13 protein-coding genes are annotated in these 16037 nt (G+C 73.2%); all 13 read right to left on the bottom strand.

Going from position 1 to position 16037, the window contains the following annotated elements; translation table 11 throughout:
* Nucleotides 1–159 precede the first annotated feature (159 nt).
* The 13 genes from lpxC to ACLIBK_RS19700 all read right to left on the bottom strand — a co-directional run bounded on the left by lpxC (nucleotide 160) and on the right by ACLIBK_RS19700 (nucleotide 16013).
* On the bottom strand, nucleotides 160–1101 hold the full coding sequence (gene lpxC / locus ACLIBK_RS19760; RefSeq protein ID WP_415389014.1) for a UDP-3-O-acyl-N-acetylglucosamine deacetylase: 942 nt from the start codon (nucleotides 1099–1101) through the stop codon (nucleotides 160–162).
* Nucleotides 1102–1292: 191 nt separating this feature from the next.
* Complete coding sequence (ftsZ, locus tag ACLIBK_RS19755; protein ID WP_415389013.1) at nucleotides 1293–2882, bottom strand: cell division protein FtsZ; 1590 nt, start codon at nucleotides 2880–2882, stop codon at nucleotides 1293–1295.
* Nucleotides 2883–2998: 116 nt separating this feature from the next.
* Nucleotides 2999–4294, bottom strand: coding sequence for a cell division protein FtsA (ftsA, locus tag ACLIBK_RS19750; protein WP_415389012.1), 1296 nt, complete (start codon nucleotides 4292–4294; stop codon nucleotides 2999–3001).
* The gene (locus ACLIBK_RS19745) at nucleotides 4291–5133 is read right to left on the bottom strand and encodes a cell division protein FtsQ/DivIB (protein ID WP_415389011.1); all 843 of its coding nucleotides are present in this window, start codon (nucleotides 5131–5133) and stop codon (nucleotides 4291–4293) included. The genes ftsA and ACLIBK_RS19745 overlap by 4 nt, the downstream gene beginning before the upstream one ends.
* Nucleotides 5123–6082, bottom strand: a complete 960-nt coding sequence (locus tag ACLIBK_RS19740; protein WP_415389010.1) for a D-alanine--D-alanine ligase — start codon at nucleotides 6080–6082, stop codon at nucleotides 5123–5125. The genes ACLIBK_RS19745 and ACLIBK_RS19740 overlap by 11 nt, the downstream gene beginning before the upstream one ends.
* Nucleotides 6079–6990 (bottom strand): UDP-N-acetylmuramate dehydrogenase, encoded by a 912-nt coding sequence (gene murB / locus ACLIBK_RS19735; RefSeq protein ID WP_415389031.1) that lies wholly within the window; start codon nucleotides 6988–6990, stop codon nucleotides 6079–6081. The genes ACLIBK_RS19740 and murB overlap by 4 nt, the downstream gene beginning before the upstream one ends.
* Nucleotides 6991–6998: 8 nt before the next feature.
* Nucleotides 6999–8441, bottom strand: a complete 1443-nt coding sequence (murC, locus tag ACLIBK_RS19730) for a UDP-N-acetylmuramate--L-alanine ligase (RefSeq protein ID WP_415389009.1) — start codon at nucleotides 8439–8441, stop codon at nucleotides 6999–7001.
* Between the two features lie 2 nt (nucleotides 8442–8443).
* The gene (locus tag ACLIBK_RS19725) at nucleotides 8444–9580 is read right to left on the bottom strand and encodes a UDP-N-acetylglucosamine--N-acetylmuramyl-(pentapeptide) pyrophosphoryl-undecaprenol N-acetylglucosamine transferase (protein ID WP_415389008.1); all 1137 of its coding nucleotides are present in this window, start codon (nucleotides 9578–9580) and stop codon (nucleotides 8444–8446) included.
* Nucleotides 9577–10713, bottom strand: coding sequence for an FtsW/RodA/SpoVE family cell cycle protein (locus ACLIBK_RS19720; RefSeq protein ID WP_415389030.1), 1137 nt, complete (start codon nucleotides 10711–10713; stop codon nucleotides 9577–9579). Before ACLIBK_RS19720 ends, ACLIBK_RS19725 begins: the two co-directional genes overlap by 4 nt.
* On the bottom strand, nucleotides 10710–12110 hold the full coding sequence (gene murD / locus ACLIBK_RS19715; RefSeq protein ID WP_415389007.1) for a UDP-N-acetylmuramoyl-L-alanine--D-glutamate ligase: 1401 nt from the start codon (nucleotides 12108–12110) through the stop codon (nucleotides 10710–10712). The genes ACLIBK_RS19720 and murD overlap by 4 nt, the downstream gene beginning before the upstream one ends.
* Nucleotides 12110–13198 carry a phospho-N-acetylmuramoyl-pentapeptide-transferase gene (gene mraY, locus ACLIBK_RS19710; RefSeq protein WP_415389006.1) on the bottom strand — a complete coding sequence of 363 codons (1089 nt, stop codon included), beginning with the start codon at nucleotides 13196–13198 and terminating at the stop codon, nucleotides 12110–12112. Before mraY ends, murD begins: the two co-directional genes overlap by 1 nt.
* Nucleotides 13195–14577 carry a UDP-N-acetylmuramoyl-tripeptide--D-alanyl-D-alanine ligase gene (locus ACLIBK_RS19705; protein WP_415389005.1) on the bottom strand — a complete coding sequence of 461 codons (1383 nt, stop codon included), beginning with the start codon at nucleotides 14575–14577 and terminating at the stop codon, nucleotides 13195–13197. The genes mraY and ACLIBK_RS19705 overlap by 4 nt, the downstream gene beginning before the upstream one ends.
* Nucleotides 14574–16013 (bottom strand): UDP-N-acetylmuramoyl-L-alanyl-D-glutamate--2,6-diaminopimelate ligase, encoded by a 1440-nt coding sequence (locus tag ACLIBK_RS19700; RefSeq protein WP_415389029.1) that lies wholly within the window; start codon nucleotides 16011–16013, stop codon nucleotides 14574–14576. The genes ACLIBK_RS19705 and ACLIBK_RS19700 overlap by 4 nt, the downstream gene beginning before the upstream one ends.
* Nucleotides 16014–16037: the final 24 nt, after the last annotated feature.

Raw genomic sequence — 16037 nt, 5'->3', positions numbered from 1 at the left:
CCACGGGCCCGGCTGGCCGGCAGGGGCTCCGTGCATCGCGGAACAGATTATGAACCATGAACGCGGCAGGTAGCCGGTCGCCGGGTGCGCGCCACCGCGACGGACCGTGCCACGAGGAGGAAAGGGGCTGGCCGGACGCCGCGCCGAGGGAACGGCGTCTCAGGCGACCGCGGGTGCCGCCGCCACGGCGAGAGGCATGTGCGCCGGCCCGCCGGCCGACACGCCGCTGTCCTGCACCCGCCACGCGGACGCATCGGCGAACAGAGCCCGCAGCAGCCGGTTGTTCAGCGCATGGCCGGAGCGGTGGCCGCGGAAGCGCGCCTTCAGCGGCGCACCGGCCAGGGCCAGGTCGCCCACCACGTCCAGCAGCTTGTGGCGCACGAACTCCTCCGGGTGGCGCAGGCCGCCGGGGTTCAGCACCAGCGGGCCGTCCACCACCACGGCATTGTCCAGCGACCCGCCGCGGGCCAGGCCCACGGCGCGCAGCCGGGCCACGTCCTCGGCCAGGGTGAAGGTGCGGGCGTCGGCCAGCACGGTGCGGAAGGCGTCGGGGGTGATCACCAGGGAGATCGCCTGGTGCCCCACCGCCGTGCCCTCGAACTCGATGGACAGGGTGGCGTCGAGCCCGGCCCGGGGGGAGGGGCTGAGCTCGGCCCAGGACTCGCCGTCGCCGACACGGACGGTCTTGAGCACTTCGATGGCTTCACGGGGAGCCGGGGTGGGGGTCACCCCGGCGCAGTCGATCAGAAACACGAAGGGGGCGGCGGAACCGTCCAGGATCGGTACTTCCGGCCCGTCCAGCTCCACCGTGGCGTCATCCACGCCGCAGCCGGCCAGCGCAGCCATCACGTGCTCAACCGTGCCGACTCGCGCTTCCCCCAGGGAAAGGGCGGTGCAGAGCCGGGTGTCGGACACCAGATCGTGGCGGGCGGGGAGATCCACGCCAAGATCCGTGCGGCGGAACACGATGCCCTGGCCGGCCGGGGCCGGGCAGAGACGCAGGGAAACGCGGTTGCCGGAATGCAGGCCGATGCCGACGCAGCCGATGGCCGACTTCAGCGTCCTGCGACGACCAGACACGACAGGAAAGAAGCCGTCCATTCACCTGCACCCCGGCTAGCGGCTCGTATGCCGCTTCGAAGGGCAAAGTGGCACCCGCGGCGGGATGCAGCCAGTCAAGCGTTATTTCCCGATGTTACCACGTAAGCGTTTGTTTTTAAGGGAAATTCGCGTCGCAAAAATGAGCCCCCGCCCGGTGTCCGGACGGGGGCGATTCGGGGCCGGTGAAGAGCTCAGTTCTTCTGGCGGCGAAGGAAGGCGGGAATGTCGAGACCGGTTTCCGTCGCCTGCGGGGCGCGCGGGGTCGCCTGGGGCTGCTCCGCACCGCGTGCCGCCGGTCCCTGAGCCACGCCGGGTTCGTCCGGAAGCTGGCGCTTCATCAGCCCGGTGGCCTGCCGGAACAGGCGGTTCAGGCCGCCCTGGGCGCTGGCCGCGCCGGTCGGGGCCGCCGCGACGGGCGGACGCGGCGGGGCCAGCGGGCCGCGCAGCACCGGCTCCGCGGTCGGGGTCGGGTCGTGCTCCTCCACCGCCTCGGACAGGTGCTGCTCGACCGGCGCGGGCTCCGACACGGTGGCGGCGCGGCGCATCGGAAGGCGAACCGGGCCGGTGGGCGCGGGGCTGGCGTGCGGGGCCTGCGCCGCCGGCGCCACTACCGGCGCGCCCAGCGGGCCGGCCGGGGGCGAGGCGGGGCGCAGCAGCCCGGCGCGGGACATCGGGCTGACAGGTGCGCCCGCCATGCCGGCGGTCATGCCGCCGGACAGGCCATGCGTGCCCACCGCCGCCGGCAGCGCCGAACCGCCGCCGATGGCGACGACCTTGGGCGCCTCGGCCGGCATGAGCTCCTCGTCTTCCTGGGCGTCGATGCCGGTGGCCACCACGGACACGCGCAGGCGGCCGTTCATGGTCTCATCGACCGAGGAGCCGAAGATGATGTTGGCTTCCTCGTCGACCTCGCGGCGGATGCGGTTCGCGGCCTCGTCGACCTCGAACAGCGTCATGTCCCAGCCGCCGGTGATGTTGATCAGCACGCCGCGGGCGCCGCGCATGGAGGTGTCCTCCAGCAGCGGGTTGCTGATCGCGGCTTCCGAGGCCTTCACGGCGCGGTCGTCGCCCTCGGCCTCGCCGGTGCCCATCATCGCCTTGCCCATCTCCGCCATCACGGTGCGGATGTCGGCGAAGTCCAGGTTCACCAGGCCGGGGTTGACCATCAGGTCGGTCACGCCGCGCACGCCCATGTAGAGCACGTCGTCGGCCATCTTGAAGGCCTCGGCGAAGGTGGTGCGCTCGTTGGCCTTCCTGAACAGGTTCTGGTTCGGGATGACGATCAGCGTGTCGACATACTGCTGCAGGTCGTCCAGGCCGGATTCCGCGGCGCGGCGGCGCTTGGGTCCCTCGAAGTCGAAGGGCTTGGTGACCACGCCCACGGTCAGCACGCCGCGCTCGCGCGCCATGCGCGCGATCACCGGGGCCGCGCCGGTGCCGGTGCCGCCGCCCATGCCGGCGGTGATGAACACCATGTGCACGCCTTCCAGGTGGCGCGCGAGGTCCTCGGTGGCTTCTTCCGCGGCGGCGCGGCCGATCTCGGGCTTGGCGCCGGCGCCCAGGCCCTGCGTCAGGTGCGGGCCGAGCTGCACGCGGCGCTCGGCGCGGCTGTTCAGCAGCGCCTGGGCGTCGGTGTTGGTGACCAGGAACTCGACCCCGTCGAGACCCATGGCGATCATGTTGTTGACCGCATTGCAGCCGGCACCGCCGACGCCCACCACGGTGATCCGCGGCGAGAAGTCCGTGTGCTGCTGCCTCGGCATGGTCAGGTTCAAGGTCATCGGCGTTGCCCCCCTATCGGCGACGCAAAACGGTGGTTCGAAAGCCTGCCGGACCCGTTTTCCCCCCGGGTGCCGGCAAGCGGTGAAGCGAAGTATTCCCCGAAACCGATCCTGCCTCAGACTCGGTCGCGTAGCCAGTTCACGAATCGGGCGAATCGTCCGCGCGCGAGAACGGCGCCGACATCGAGGTCCAGCACCGGGCGGCCTTCGCCGGCGCCCCAGGCCAGCAATCCCAACGTGGTAGCGAAGCCCGGGCCATGCGCAATCTCCGGCAGGCCGCGCACAGGATGCGGCCGCGCCAGGCGCACCTGCCGGTCCAGCACGCGCGCCGCCAGTTCGCGCACGCCGATCATCTGGCTGGCGCCGCCGGTCAGCACCACGCGCGAGCCGATCTCCGGCCCGAGTCCCGCCGCGTCCAGCCGGTCGCGCACCAGTTCCAGCGTTTCTTCCAGTCGCGGGCGCACGATGTTCAGCACCATGGCGCGCGGGATGCGCGCGAGCTGCTCCTCGTCCTCCCCCACCTGGGGAACGTGCAGCATGTCCTTCTCGTCCTCGGCGGTGCTCATGACGCCGCCATGCAGCGTCTTGATGCGCTCCGCCTGCGCGATCGGCGTCGCCAGCCCGCGGGCGAGGTCGTTGGTCACCTGCCAGCCGCCCACCGGCACCTGCGCCGTGTGCAGCAGGTGGCCTTCGTGCACCACGGCGAGGCTGGTGCAGCCGCCGCCCATGTCCACCACCGTGGCGCCCAGTTCCTTCTCGTCCTCCACCAGCACGGCCAGCGCCGCGGCGAAGGGGGCGGAGACCAGCTCCTCGATCTCCAGGTCGCAGCCGGCGAGGCAGGCGCCGAGGTTGCGCAGCGAGGCGGAAGACGCACCCACGAGGTGCAGCTGCGCGCCCAACGTGTCGCACACCATGGCGCGCGGGTCGTCCACGCCCGGCGTGGCGTCGATGGTGAAGCCCAGCGGCACGGCATGGACGCTCTCGCGCCCTTCCTCGGCGGCGCGGCGGCGGCCGTCATACAGCACGGCGCGCAGGTCGGCCTCGGTGACGGCGCGGCCGCCGATGGTCCATTGCAGGTTCTGGATGCGGCTCTCGGGCTGGCCGCAGCTGAGATTGCAGATCACGCCGGACAGCTTGTGGTCCGCCATCTCCTCGGCGTGCGCCACGGCGTCGCGCACGGCGCGCTCGGCATCCTGCAGGTCGACGACGTTGCCGCCCTTCATGCCGTGCGCGCGGGTCCAGCCGTAGCCCAGCACGCGCGGCGCGCCGTCGGGGTCCACGCGGGCGATGATGCAGGCGATCTTGGTGGAGCCGAGATCCAGCACGCCGAAGATGCCCGAGCGGGCACGACGGCGGCGCCGCCGAGGCGGCTCGTCGTCCAGGGTCACGGGCACGCGCACGAGCTGGTTCATCCCCGGCCGCTTCCACGCCTGATATCGGCGGGTCGCGCGGGTTCGGGGGCGGAGACCTGCCGCAGCACGAGCCGGTCCGGCAGCCGCAGGTCCACCGCAGCCAAGGGCCGGTCCAGCAGCGCGTTCTGCTTCTGCAACTCCGCCAGGCGGCGGATCGCCGGGCGTTCCTCGCCTTCGGGCAGCAGCACGTCCGCGCCGTTGTGCAGGTGCAGGTTCCAGCGCCGCTCGCCCACGCGCACCAGCGCCTGGGTGCGGACCAGCACCTCGGGCGATTGCGCCAGCAGGTCGTGCAGCGCGGCGGCGTGCTTCTCCGCGCCGGCACCCACGATCAGCGGCAGCGGACCGAAGGCGTCCAGCCGGTCGGTGGCGATCACCCGCCCGGCGCGGTCCACCACGGCGAAGCGGCCGTTGTTCTGCCAGATGGCGAAGGGGCGCCGTTCCGACACGCGCACCAGCACGGTGCCGGTCAGGCGGCGCTCCACCTCGGCGCTCTCCACCCAGGCGAGGCTTTCCAGCCGGTCCCGCGCCGCTTCGGGCGAGAAGCCCAGGATCGGGTCGCCGACGCGGACGCCGGTGGCCGTGCGCAACACGGGGAGGGAGGCGTTCTCCGCCCCCTCGATCCGCACTTCGCGCACCTTCAGGCCGACGCCGCTGACCGCGCCCGACACGCCCTCGCCGAGCTGGAACAGCTGCCCCGCCGGGTCGAAGGCGGACACGCCCGCCACCACGACGCCCAGCAGCGCGAAGCCGACCGTCACGCGGATCGCTGGGCGCACCAGCCCGCGCCGCCGCCGCAGCCACAGCCGCAGGCCCGAAGGGCGCTTGGTGTCACGCCGCATGCTGACGGCTCCCGTTCTCGGCCGCGCGGGGCCCGTCATGCCGGGCCTGGCGGACCATCCAGTCGCAGAGCTGGGGAAAGGCGATGCCGGCATGCGCCGCCTGTTCCGGCACCAGCGAGGTCGGCGTCATGCCCGGCTGGGTGTTCACTTCCAGCAGCACCAGCCGACCCGGCTCGCCGGATGTGTCGTCGTAGCGGAAATCGGCGCGCGACACGCCGCGGCAGCCCAGCGCCCGGTGCGCCCGCAGCGCCACGTCCAGCGCCTGCGCGCGGATCGCGGGGTGGACGGGGGCGGGCAGGGTGTGGCGCGAACCGCCATCGGCGTACTTCGCCTCGTAGTCGTAGAAGGCGCCGTGGCTGGCGGTGATCTCCGTCACCTCCAGCGCGCGGTCACCCATCACGGCCACCGTCAGCTCGCGGCCGGGGATGAAGGGTTCGGCGATGATGCCGCCGTGCTGCCAGTTGCGCGCGATCTCCGCCCGGCGGTTGTCGCCGGTCTTGAGGATGTGCACGCCCACGGAGGAGCCTTCCTCCACCGGCTTCACCACGTAGGGGCGCGGCAGCGGGTCGGACGCTTCCAGCTCGGCGGCGTCCAGCAGCACCTGCTCGGCCACCGGCAGCCCGGCGGCGGCGAAGGCGGCCTTGGCGGCGGCCTTGTTCATCGCCAGGGCGGAAGCCCGCACGCCGGAATGCGTGTAGGGCAGGCCCAGCCAGTCCAGGATCGCCTGCACGCTGCCGTTCTCGCCCAACCCGCCATGCAGGGCGTTGAACACGGCGTCCGGCCGTGCCGCCCGCAGCGCCGCGATCAGCGCCGCAGGATCGGCGCCGGGATCGACCCGGGACACCTCGTAGCCCGCGGCTTCCAGCGCCAGGGCGCATTGCGTGCCGGAGGAGAGTGAGACTTCCCGCTCCGCCGAAAGGCCGCCCAGCAGCACCGTGACGCGCTTCACGCCGCGAACTCCCCGATGCGCTTGATTTCCCATTCCAGGGCGATGCCGCTCCGCGCCAGCACGCGGGCGCGGACCTCCTCGCCCAGATCTTCCAGGTCGGCGGCACTGGCTGCGCCGAGGTTGAGCAGGAAGTTGCAGTGCTTTTCCGACACCTGCGCGTCGCCGCGGCGCAGGCCGCGGCAGCCGGCCGCGTCGATCAGCGCCCAGGCCTTGTGTCCCGGCGGGTTCTTGAAGGTGCTGCCACCGGTGCGCGCCCGCACGGGCTGCGTGGCTTCGCGGCCTTCGCGGATTTCCGCCAAGCGGGCCGTGATGGCAGATGCGTCACCGGGCGCGGCGCGGAAGCGCGCGCGGGTGACCACGGCGCCCGTGGGCAGAGTGGCGCGGCGATAGGAGAAGCCGAGTTCGCTCGCGGACAGGCGTTGCAGGCCCGCGGGGGTCGCGAGCTCCGCCCAGTCCAGCACGTCCTTCACCTCAGTGCCGTAGGCGCCGGCATTCATCGCCACGGCACCGCCGACGGAGCCGGGAATGCCGCTGAGGAATTCCAGCCCGGCCAGCCCGGCGGCGGCGGCGTGCTGCGCCAGCGTGGCGTCCAGCACCGCGGCGCCCGCCACCACGCCGTTGGGCTCCACGACGACCTCGGCGAAGCCGCGGCCGAGGCGCAGCACCACGCCGCGCACACCGCCGTCGCGGATCAGCAGGTTGGAGGCCGCGCCGATCGTCACCACCGGCCATTCGGGCGGGGCGTCGCGCAGCAACACCAGCAGGTCGTCGGCATCGGCCGGGCGCACCAGCCAGTCGGCCGGACCACCGACGCGGAACCAGCTCTGCGGCCCCAACGCAGCGTCGCGCTGCACGCGACCGCGCAACGGCGGCAGGGCCGCCTGCGCGACGATCGCGTCGTGGTCCACGGGTCGGCTCACGTCGCCACGGCCAGCCGGCGCGGGCCGGACTTGGCCTGCAGGGCAGTCAGCTGCTCGGGCAGGGCATGCGCCCAGCCGGTGATCGACCCGGCGCCGAGGCACACCACGTAGTCGCCGGGACGGGCGATGGCGTGCACCATCTCGGCCAGGGAGTCCGGCCCGGGCAGCGGCACGACGGAACGGTGGCCGTGGGCGCGCAGGCCCTCGACCAGCCCATCCTTGTCCATCCCCTCGATGGGCTGCTCGCCTGCCGCGTACACGTCCGCCACGATCACGGTTCCAGCATCATTCATACACTTGCAGAAATCTTCGAACAGGGATTGCAGGCGAGAAAAACGATGCGGCTGCACAACTGCCACGACGTCTCGCGCGCCGGCCTGCCGCGCGGCTTTGAGAACGGCCGCGATTTCAACGGGGTGGTGCCCGTAGTCGTCGATCACCGTGATGCCGCCGACATCGCCGACGCGGGTGAAGCGCCGCTTGACGCCCTTGAAGGAGGCGAGCGCGGAGCGGATCACCTCCTCCGGCACCTCCATCTCGACGCCGATGGCGATGGCGGCCAGCGCGTTCTGCACGTTGTGCTGCCCGAGCATCGGCAGGCGGAAGGGCTTGAGGTGGCGGGTGCGCTTGGCCAGCCGGTCCTGCACCACGACCTCGAAGGTGGCGCCCATGCGGTCGGTGATCACCCGCTCCGCCCGCACGTCGGCCTGCGGCGAGAAGCCGTAGGTGACGATGCGCCGGTCACTGAGGCGCGGGATCATCGCCTGCACCTCCGGATGGTCGGCGCAGAGGATGGCGAAGCCGTAGAAGGGGATGTTGCCGACGAACTGGGCGTAGCCCTCCTTCATGGCGTCGCCGGTGCCCCAATGGTCGAGGTGCTCGGGGTCCATGTTGGTGACCACCGCCACCACCGCCGGCAGCTTCAGGAAGGAGCCGTCGCTCTCGTCGGCCTCCACCACCATCCAGTCGCCGGCACCGAGCCGGGTGTTGGTGCCGTAGGCGTTGATGATGCCGCCGTTGATCACGGTGGGGTCGAACTTGGCCGCTTCCAGCACGGCGGCGACGAGGGAGGTGGTGGTGGTCTTGCCGTGGGTGCCGCCCACGGCGACCGCCCATTTCAGCCGCATCAGCTCGGCCAGCATCTCGGCGCGGCGCACCACCGGCAGCAGGCGCGCGCGGGCGGCCTGGACCTCGGGGTTGTCGCGCTTCACGGCGGAGGACACCACCACCACCGCGGCCTGGCCGATGTTTTCCGCGGCGTGGCCGATGGTGATGGCGACGCCGGCATTGCGCAGCCGGGCGATGTTGTAGCCCTCGGCCACGTCGGAGCCCTGCACCTGATAGCCGAGGTTGTGCAGCACCTCGGCGATGCCGGACATGCCGATGCCGCCGATGCCGACGAAGTGGATGGGACCGATGTTGAGCGGCAGGGCGCGCATGATCAGGCGGCCTCCTCGTTGGAAGCGATGTGGGCGCGGGCCAGGGCCTGCACGTGGTCGGCCAGGGCGGAGGCCGCGTCGGGGCGGGCCAGGCCGGCGGAGGCGGCGGCGGCACGGGGCAGTTGCGCGGGGTCGTCCAGCCGCGCGTGCAGCGCCGCGGCCAGGGCGTCGGGGGTGAAGGCGGGCTGCGGCATCACCTCGGCCGCGCCGGCCTCGGCCAGGGCGCGGGCATTGGCGCTCTGGTGGTCGTCGATGGCGTGCGGCAGCGGCACCAGGATGGCGGGGCGCCCGGCGCAGGCGATCTCCGCCACGGAGGAGGCGCCGGCGCGGGAGATCACGAGGTGGGCGGCGGCGAAGAGGGACGCCACCTCGGCGAAGAAGGGCGACAGTTCCGCCGCCACGCCCGCCGCGGCATAGGCCTCGCGCACGCCCGGCAGGTCTTCGGCGCGGCACTGCTGCACCACGCGCAGCCGGCCGCGCTGCGCCGGCGACAGGGCGGCGATGGCGGCGGGCACCACCTCGGAAAAGACGCGGGCGCCCAGGCTGCCGCCGAGCACGAGCAGGTTCAGCGTTTCGCCCGGTGGCGCGTAGCCCTGCCCGGCCAGCGCCGCGAGCGCGGGGCGCACGGGGTTGCCCACGGCTTCCGCGCGCACACCGTTCGGGACGCGCGCAGTACCCGCGAAACCCAGCGCCAGCAGGTCGGTGCCGCGGCTCAGCAGCCGGTTGGCGCGGCCGAGCACGGCGTTCTGCTCGTGCAGCACCACTGCCGGGCGGCGCGAGGCGGGCAGGGACCGCGCCGCCAGCACCGGCGGCACGGAGGGGTAGCCGCCGAAGCCCACCACCGCCGCCGGCTGCAGCGAGGCGAGCAGGGCGCGCGCCTGCCAGGTGCCGCGGGCCAGCGCCAGGGCACCGCGCGCGGCGCGCACCGGGCCGCGCCCGGCCAGGCCGGCGCCGGGCAGCACGAAGCGCTCCGCCCCCGCGAAGGCGGCGGAGCCCAGGGCGCCGGAGCGGGCGTCGGTCATCAGCGCCACGCGCTCGCCGCGCCGGACCAGCTCGGCGGCCAGGGCCTCGGCGGGAAAGACGTGGCCGCCGGTGCCGCCGGCGGCGATCACGAAGGGGCGGACGGCCGGTCCCCTCACGTCGGCTCCTCCGAGCGTCCGGTGCGGCGGCGGGTCAGCGCCAGCAGGAAACCCATCCCCAGCGCGATGGCGATCACCGAGGAGCCGCCATAGCTGACGAAGGGCAGGGTCATGCCCTTGGTCGGGATCAGGTGCAGTGCGGAGGCCATGTTGATGAAGGCCTGCAGCCCGAACTGCGTCAACAGCCCGGTGGCGGCCAGCATGATGAACATGTCCGTTTCGGCCAGCAGCTTCACCAGCCCGCGCACCACGATGAACACGAACAGGGCGATCAGCAGCGTGCAGACGATCATGCCGAACTCCTCGCCCATCACGGCGAAGACGAAGTCGGCATGGGCGTCGGGCAGCACGGTCTTGATGCGGCCCTCGCCGGGGCCCACGCCCATCAGCCCGCCATTGCCGAAGGCTTCCAGCGACACGTCCACCTGGTAGCTGTCGCCGGAGGAGGGATCGAGGAAGCGTTCCACGCGCGAGCGCACGTGTGGCAGGGTCAGGTAGGCGCCGATGCCGCCCAGCACGCCGAGCCCGGCGCCGGCGCCCACCAGCAGCATGGGCATGCCGGCCACGAAGGCCTGGGCGAAGAACACGGCCGTGACCACCAGCAGCATGCCGATGTCGGGCTGGCTCTTGAGCAGCAGGGCGATCAACGCCCAGGACGCCACCGCGGCGCCCCAGCCGCCGAGGAAGGCAAAGCGGGAGCCGCGCGCCTCGCTCAGCAGCCAGGCCGCCACCACGGCGAAGCAGGGCTTGAGGAATTCGGAGGGCTGCAGCGAGAGGCCAGGAATGGGCAGCCAGCGCCGGGCGCCCTTGATCTCCACGCCCACCACCAGCGTCGCCGCGGTCAGCACGATGCCCGCCGCGAAGCCCAGGATCGCCAGGCGCCGGACCTGCCGCGGCGAGAGCAGCGAGAAGGCCACCATGACCGCCGAGGCGGCGGCGAGGTAGCCGATCTGGCGCAGGAAAAACATGTTGCGCGAGGACGCGCCGATGCGCTCCGCCACCGCCGGCGAGGCCGCCAGCATCATCACGTAGCCGAAGCCCACCAGGGTCAGCAGCGCCGCCAGGGTCCAGCGGTCCACCGTCCACCACCAGCGCCCCAGAACCGAAGCGTCCGCGCGCGAAAAGGCCATCAGGCCGTCTCCCCCTCAGGGTGCACCAAGGCGTGAACCAGCGCGCGGAAGGCTTCGCCACGCGCCTCGAAGCCGCTGAACTGGTCGAAGGAAGCAGCCGCCGGGCTCAGCACCACCACCGGCGTCCCCGTGCTTCGCGCCGCCTCCCGCGCCGCCGGCACGGCCTGCTCCAGCGTCTCCGCGATCTCGTGCGGGACGCCGTGCGCGGCCAGGGTGGCAGCGAAGTCGGGGGCGCAGCGGCCGATCAGCACGGCGCGTGCCACGCGGTCGAAGAAGGGCGCAAGGGAGGCGATGCCGCCCTCCTTGGGCACGCCGCCGGCGATCCAGACCACGCGCGGATAGGTGCCCAGCGCCCAGGCGGTGCTGTCGGCGTTGGTGGCCTTGCTGTCGTTGACGAACAGCACGCCGTCCTGCTCCGCCACCCGCTCCTGCCGGTGCGGCAGCCCGGGGTAGGAACGCAGCCCTTCGGCCACCTGCGCCCGGTCCAGCCCGAGCGCCAGGGCCATCGCGGTGGCGGCGGCGGCGTTCTGCGCGTTGTGCTGGCCGGGCAGGGCGGGGGCCTCGCGCAGGTCCAGGATGGCGCCGGCCTCATCGCGCAGGGTCGTGCCCTCAGCCCAAACGCCACCGGGCTGCGGCACGACGCCGGAGATCGGCACCAGCCGGCCGGAGGTGCGCGACGCCAGGGCGCGCGACGGCGCGTCGTCCATGCCCAGCACGGAGGTGTCCGCGCCGAGGAACACCCGCGCCTTGGCCGCGGCATAGCCCGCCATGTCGCCGTGCCGGTCGAGATGGTCCGGGGAAAGGTTCAGCATCGCCGCCACGTCGAAGCGCAGCGCGTCCAGCCGTTCCAACATGTAGGAGGACATTTCCAGCACGAAGGCGCCCTCGCGCAGCAAGGGCAGCGAGGCGGCGGCGGGGCCGAGGTTGGCGCCGGCTGCACTGGGCACCCCGGCGCCGCGCAGCGTGTGGTGCAGCAGCGCCGTGGTGGTGGACTTGCCGTTGGTGCCGGTGATTCCCACGAAGCGGGCGCGCGAATCGGCGGCGCGGGCGGCCAGGAACAGGAACTCGGCGTCGCAGAGCACGGGAGCGCCGGCCTCCGCTGCGCGGGCCGCGGCGGGGTGGACGCGCGGCAGGCGGTGCGGGATGCCGGGCGAGAGCAGCAGCGCGTCCTGCACGAAAGGCCCGGCCGACACGTCGCGCGTGGCGATGCCGGCGCGCTCGGCTTCGGCCCGGCGCTCGGCATTGTCGTCCCAGGCCACGACCTCGGCGCCCCAGTCGCGCAGGCGCGACGCCGCGGGCAGCCCGGCTTTGCCCAGCCCCACCACGGCCACGCGCCGCCCGGCAAAGGGGCGGAATCCCTCGACGGAATCGCGTCCCGGGAGGAGGTCGGCGCCCTGCATCAGCGGATCTTCAGCGTGGCCAGGCCGACCAGGCCCAGCACCATGGCGACGATCCAGAAGCGGATCACGATGGTGGGCTCGCTCCAGCCCTTCTTCTCGTAGTGGTGGTGCAGCGGCGCCATCAGGAAGACCCGCCGGCCCGTGCGCTTGAACCAGAAGACCTGGATGATGACGCTGACGGTTTCCACCACGAACAATCCGCCCACGATGGCCAGCACGATCTCGTGCTTGGTGGCCACCGCCACGGCGCCCAGCGCCCCGCCCAGGGACAAGGAGCCGGTGTCGCCCATGAACACCGCGGCCGGAGGCGCGTTGAACCACAGGAAGCCCAGGCCGGACCCCACCAGCGCCGAGAGGAACACCGCCAGCTCGCCGGTGCCGGGCACGAAATTCAGCTGCAGGTAGTCGGCGAAGACGCGGTTGCCGACGAGGTAAGCGATGAACGCGAAGACGCCCGCCGCGATCATCACCGGCACGATGGCCAGCCCGTCCAGCCCGTCGGTGAGGTTCACCGCGTTGGAGGAGCCCATCATCACCAGCATCGCCAGCAGCGGGAAGAAGATGCCGAAGGGGATCAGCACTTCCTTGAACACCGGCACCGCCAGCCCTTGCTGCAGCCCGGCGGGCATCAGCCAGGTCAGCCAGAAGGCCGCCACCAGCCCCAGCCCGCCCTGGGCGATCAGCTTGGCCTTGCCCGACACGCCCTTGGTGTTGCGCTTGGTGACCTTCAGCCAGTCGTCCCAGAAACCCAGCAGCCCGTAGCCGAAGGTCACGGTCAGCACCGCCCAGACGATGCCGGAGCGCAGGTCGGCCCAGAGCAGGGTGGACAAGCCCAGCGCCAGCAGGATCAGCACGCCGCCCATGGTGGGCGTGCCCTTCTTCTCGATCAGGTGGCGCTCCGGCCCGTCGGTGCGGATCGGCTGGCCGCCGCGCTGGAAGGTGCGCAGCCAGGCGATCACGCGCGGGCCCAGCATCATGGACAGCATCAGCGCCGTCAGGCAGGCCGCGCCCGACCGGAAGGTCGTGTAGCGGATGAGGTTGAACAGGATGAACTGCTCGCCCAGCGGTGCGACGAGGTTAAAGATCACGCAACTCGTTCCTTCAGTGCAGCCACCACGACCGCCATGCGGCTGCCGAGCGAACCCTTAATCATGACCGCGTCGCCCGCCCGCACCGCCGCCGCGACCAGCGGGGCCAGCGCGGCGGAATCCGGGGCGTGTGCGCCGCGCTTTTCCGGCGGCAGCGCCGCCATCAACCCGAGCGTCAGCGGGCCGCAGCCGTATACGACATCCGCCGCCGCGGCGGCATCTGTTGCGAGACTTTCATGCAGCGCCGGTCCGTGCTCGCCCAGTTCCAGCATGTCGCCCAGCACGGCGATCCGACGGCCGGGCTGGGCGGCCAGCACCGCCAGCGCCGCGCGCACGGAGGCGGTGGAAGCGTTGTAGCTCTCGTCCAGCAGCAGCACCTCACCGCCGCGGACGGGGATGCACTGCCGCGCCCCGCGGCCGGCCCCGGCGGAGAAGCTTTCCAGTGCCGCGGCGACCCGGGCGGGATCGGCCCCCAGCGCCGCGGCAGCGGCGAGGGCGGCCAGGGCGTTGGCCGCCATGTGGCGGCCCGGCAGCGGCAGGCGCAGCGAAAGGCGCTCGCCGTGCAGCGACACCTCGGCCACGGAGGACACGGCGTCGCCGCGCCAGTCCAGCAGCCGCGCCGCGGCGCCCTCGGCGGTGCCGAAGCTCACCAGCCGGACGCCGCTCTCGGCAGCGCGCTCGGCCAGGCGCGCGGCATGCGGCCCGTCGGCGGGCAGCACGGCGGTGCCGCCCGGCAGCAGCCCGGCCATGATGTCGGCCTTTTCCTCCGCGATCTCCGCTTCCGAGCCGAGCAGGCCGAGATGTGCGGGGGCCACGGTGGTGATCACCGCGACATGCGGTCGGGCCAGGCGCGACAGCGGCGCGATCTCGCCGCGATGGTTCATGCCGGCCTCAATCACGGCGAAGACCGCCCCGGCGGGCAGGCGCGCCAGGGTCAGCGGCACGCCCCAATGATTGTTGTGGCTGGCCGTGGCGGCGTGGGTGGGGCCGATGGCCGAAAGGCCGTGGCGCAGCATCTCCTTGGTGGTGGTCTTGCCGACGCTGCCGGTCACCGCCACCACCCGCGCTCCGGACCGCGCGCGGCCGGTGGCGCCCAGCGCCGTCAGCCCGGCCAGCGTGTCCGCCACCCGCAGCAGAGGCGCATCCACCGCCACACCCGGCGGGTCATGGTCCACCATCGCGGCGGCCGCGCCGCGCCCGAGGGCATCGGCCACGAAATCATGCCCGTCGCGCGCGTCGCGCAGCGCCACGAAGAGCTCCCCCGGCCGCACGGCGCGGCTGTCCAGCGCCACGCCCGACACGGAAACCCCGTCCGGCAACGTGCCCTCCGTGGCCGCGCGCAGCGCCGCGGCCGTCCAGAGCGGTGCGGTGCCGCTCACGCCGGCAGCCCCGCCAGACGGCGCACGGTTTCGACGTCGTCGAAGGGCAGGGTGATACCGCCGACCGTCTGGCCGCTCTCGTGCCCCTTGCCGGCCACGGCCAGCACGTCCCCGGGGCGCAGCGCGTCCAGCGCGGCGGCAATGGCGGCCGCGCGGTCACCCACCTCGATCCCGCCAGGGCAGGCGGCCAGGATCGCGGCGCGGATGGCGGCCGGGTCCTCCGAGCGCGGGTTGTCGTCCGTGACCCAGCAAACATCGGCCAGGGCGGCGCAGGCCGCGCCCATCAGCGGGCGCTTGCCGGGGTCGCGGTCGCCGCCGGCGCCGAATACCACCTGCAACCGCCCGCCCGGGCCGACATGCGGGCGCAGGGCTTCCAGCAGCCGTTCCAGCGCGTCCGGCGTATGGGCGTAATCCACGTAGACGGCGGCGCCGTTCGGCAGTTCCGCCGCCAGTTCCATGCGGCCGCGCACGCCGCGCAGCGCGGGCAGCAGGCCCAGGGCGCGCGCCCTGTCCAGCCCCGTGGCCACCGCGAGGCCCAGGGCCAGCATGACGTTCTGCGCCTGGTAGGCCCCGGGAAGCGCCAACTCGACGGTGGCGGCCTCGCCCCAGGCGTCCAGTTCCAGCACCTGCCCGCGCGGCAGGGGGCGCTGCTGACGCAGGCGGATTTCCCGCCCGGCGGTGCCGGTGGTCCAGGCTGGCAGGCCGCGCTCCCGGGCAATCCGGAGCAGTGCGTCCAGCGTCGCCGCCTCCATGTCCGCGCTGGCCACGACCGGGCAGCCTGGGCGTAGCAGCGTGTCGAAGAGCCGCAGCTTGGCGGCACGGTAGCCCTCCATGCCGCCGTGGTAGTCGAGATGGTCGCGCGTGAGGTTGGAGAAGCCGGCCGCCGCCAGCCGCACCCCGTCCAGCCGACGCTGGTCCAGCCCGTGCGAGGAGGCTTCCAGCGCCACATGCTCCACCCCGGCGCGCTGCAGCGCGGCCAGGGTGGCGTGCAGCGACACCGGGTCCGGCGTGGTCAGGGAAGGGCCGGGCGGGAAGCCTTCCGCCACCAGCCCCAGCGTGCCCAGCGACGCCGCGGGCTGGCCGGTCAGGGCCCAGAGCTGGCGGAGGAACTCGGCCGTGCTGGTCTTGCCGTTGGTGCCGGTGACCGCGACGGCGATCTTCGGCTGCGCGCCGTGGAAGGCGGCGGCCGCCAAGGCCAGGGCACGTCGGGGATCGGCCGAGAGCAGCAGCGGGCGTGCCGGCACGTCGTGCGGCCAGGTCGTGCCCTCCGGCGCCAGCACGGCGGCGGCGCCACGCGCCACCGCGTCGGCGATATGGGCGCGGCCATCGACGCGGCTGCCGGGCAGGGCGGCGAACAGGAAGCCGGGCGCGACCTGCCGGCTGTCGGCGGTCAGGCCGGCAATGGCGGGAAGAACGGCGCCCCCGGAGGGCGCCACCGACAGGTCGGGCAGGGCGCGCAC

Origin of the sequence: Roseomonas sp. BN140053 (genome assembly GCF_047690175.1) — a bacterium.
Classification (GTDB): Bacteria; Pseudomonadota; Alphaproteobacteria; order Acetobacterales; family Acetobacteraceae; genus Roseomonas.
Note: the sequence above shows the minus strand (reverse complement) of the source record. Positions and strands in the feature narration are given on the sequence as shown.

Coding starts and splice junctions, on each gene's coding strand:
- lpxC (WP_415389014.1), bottom strand. CDS start 1,101: ATGGACGGCTTCTTTCCTGTCGTGTCTGGTCGTCGCAGGACGCTGAAG.
- ftsZ (WP_415389013.1), bottom strand. CDS start 2,882: ATGACCTTGAACCTGACCATGCCGAGGCAGCAGCACACGGACTTCTCG.
- ftsA (WP_415389012.1), bottom strand. CDS start 4,294: ATGAACCAGCTCGTGCGCGTGCCCGTGACCCTGGACGACGAGCCGCCT.
- ACLIBK_RS19745 (WP_415389011.1), bottom strand. CDS start 5,133: ATGCGGCGTGACACCAAGCGCCCTTCGGGCCTGCGGCTGTGGCTGCGG.
- murC (WP_415389009.1), bottom strand. CDS start 8,441: ATGCGCGCCCTGCCGCTCAACATCGGTCCCATCCACTTCGTCGGCATC.
- murD (WP_415389007.1), bottom strand. CDS start 12,110: ATGCAGGGCGCCGACCTCCTCCCGGGACGCGATTCCGTCGAGGGATTC.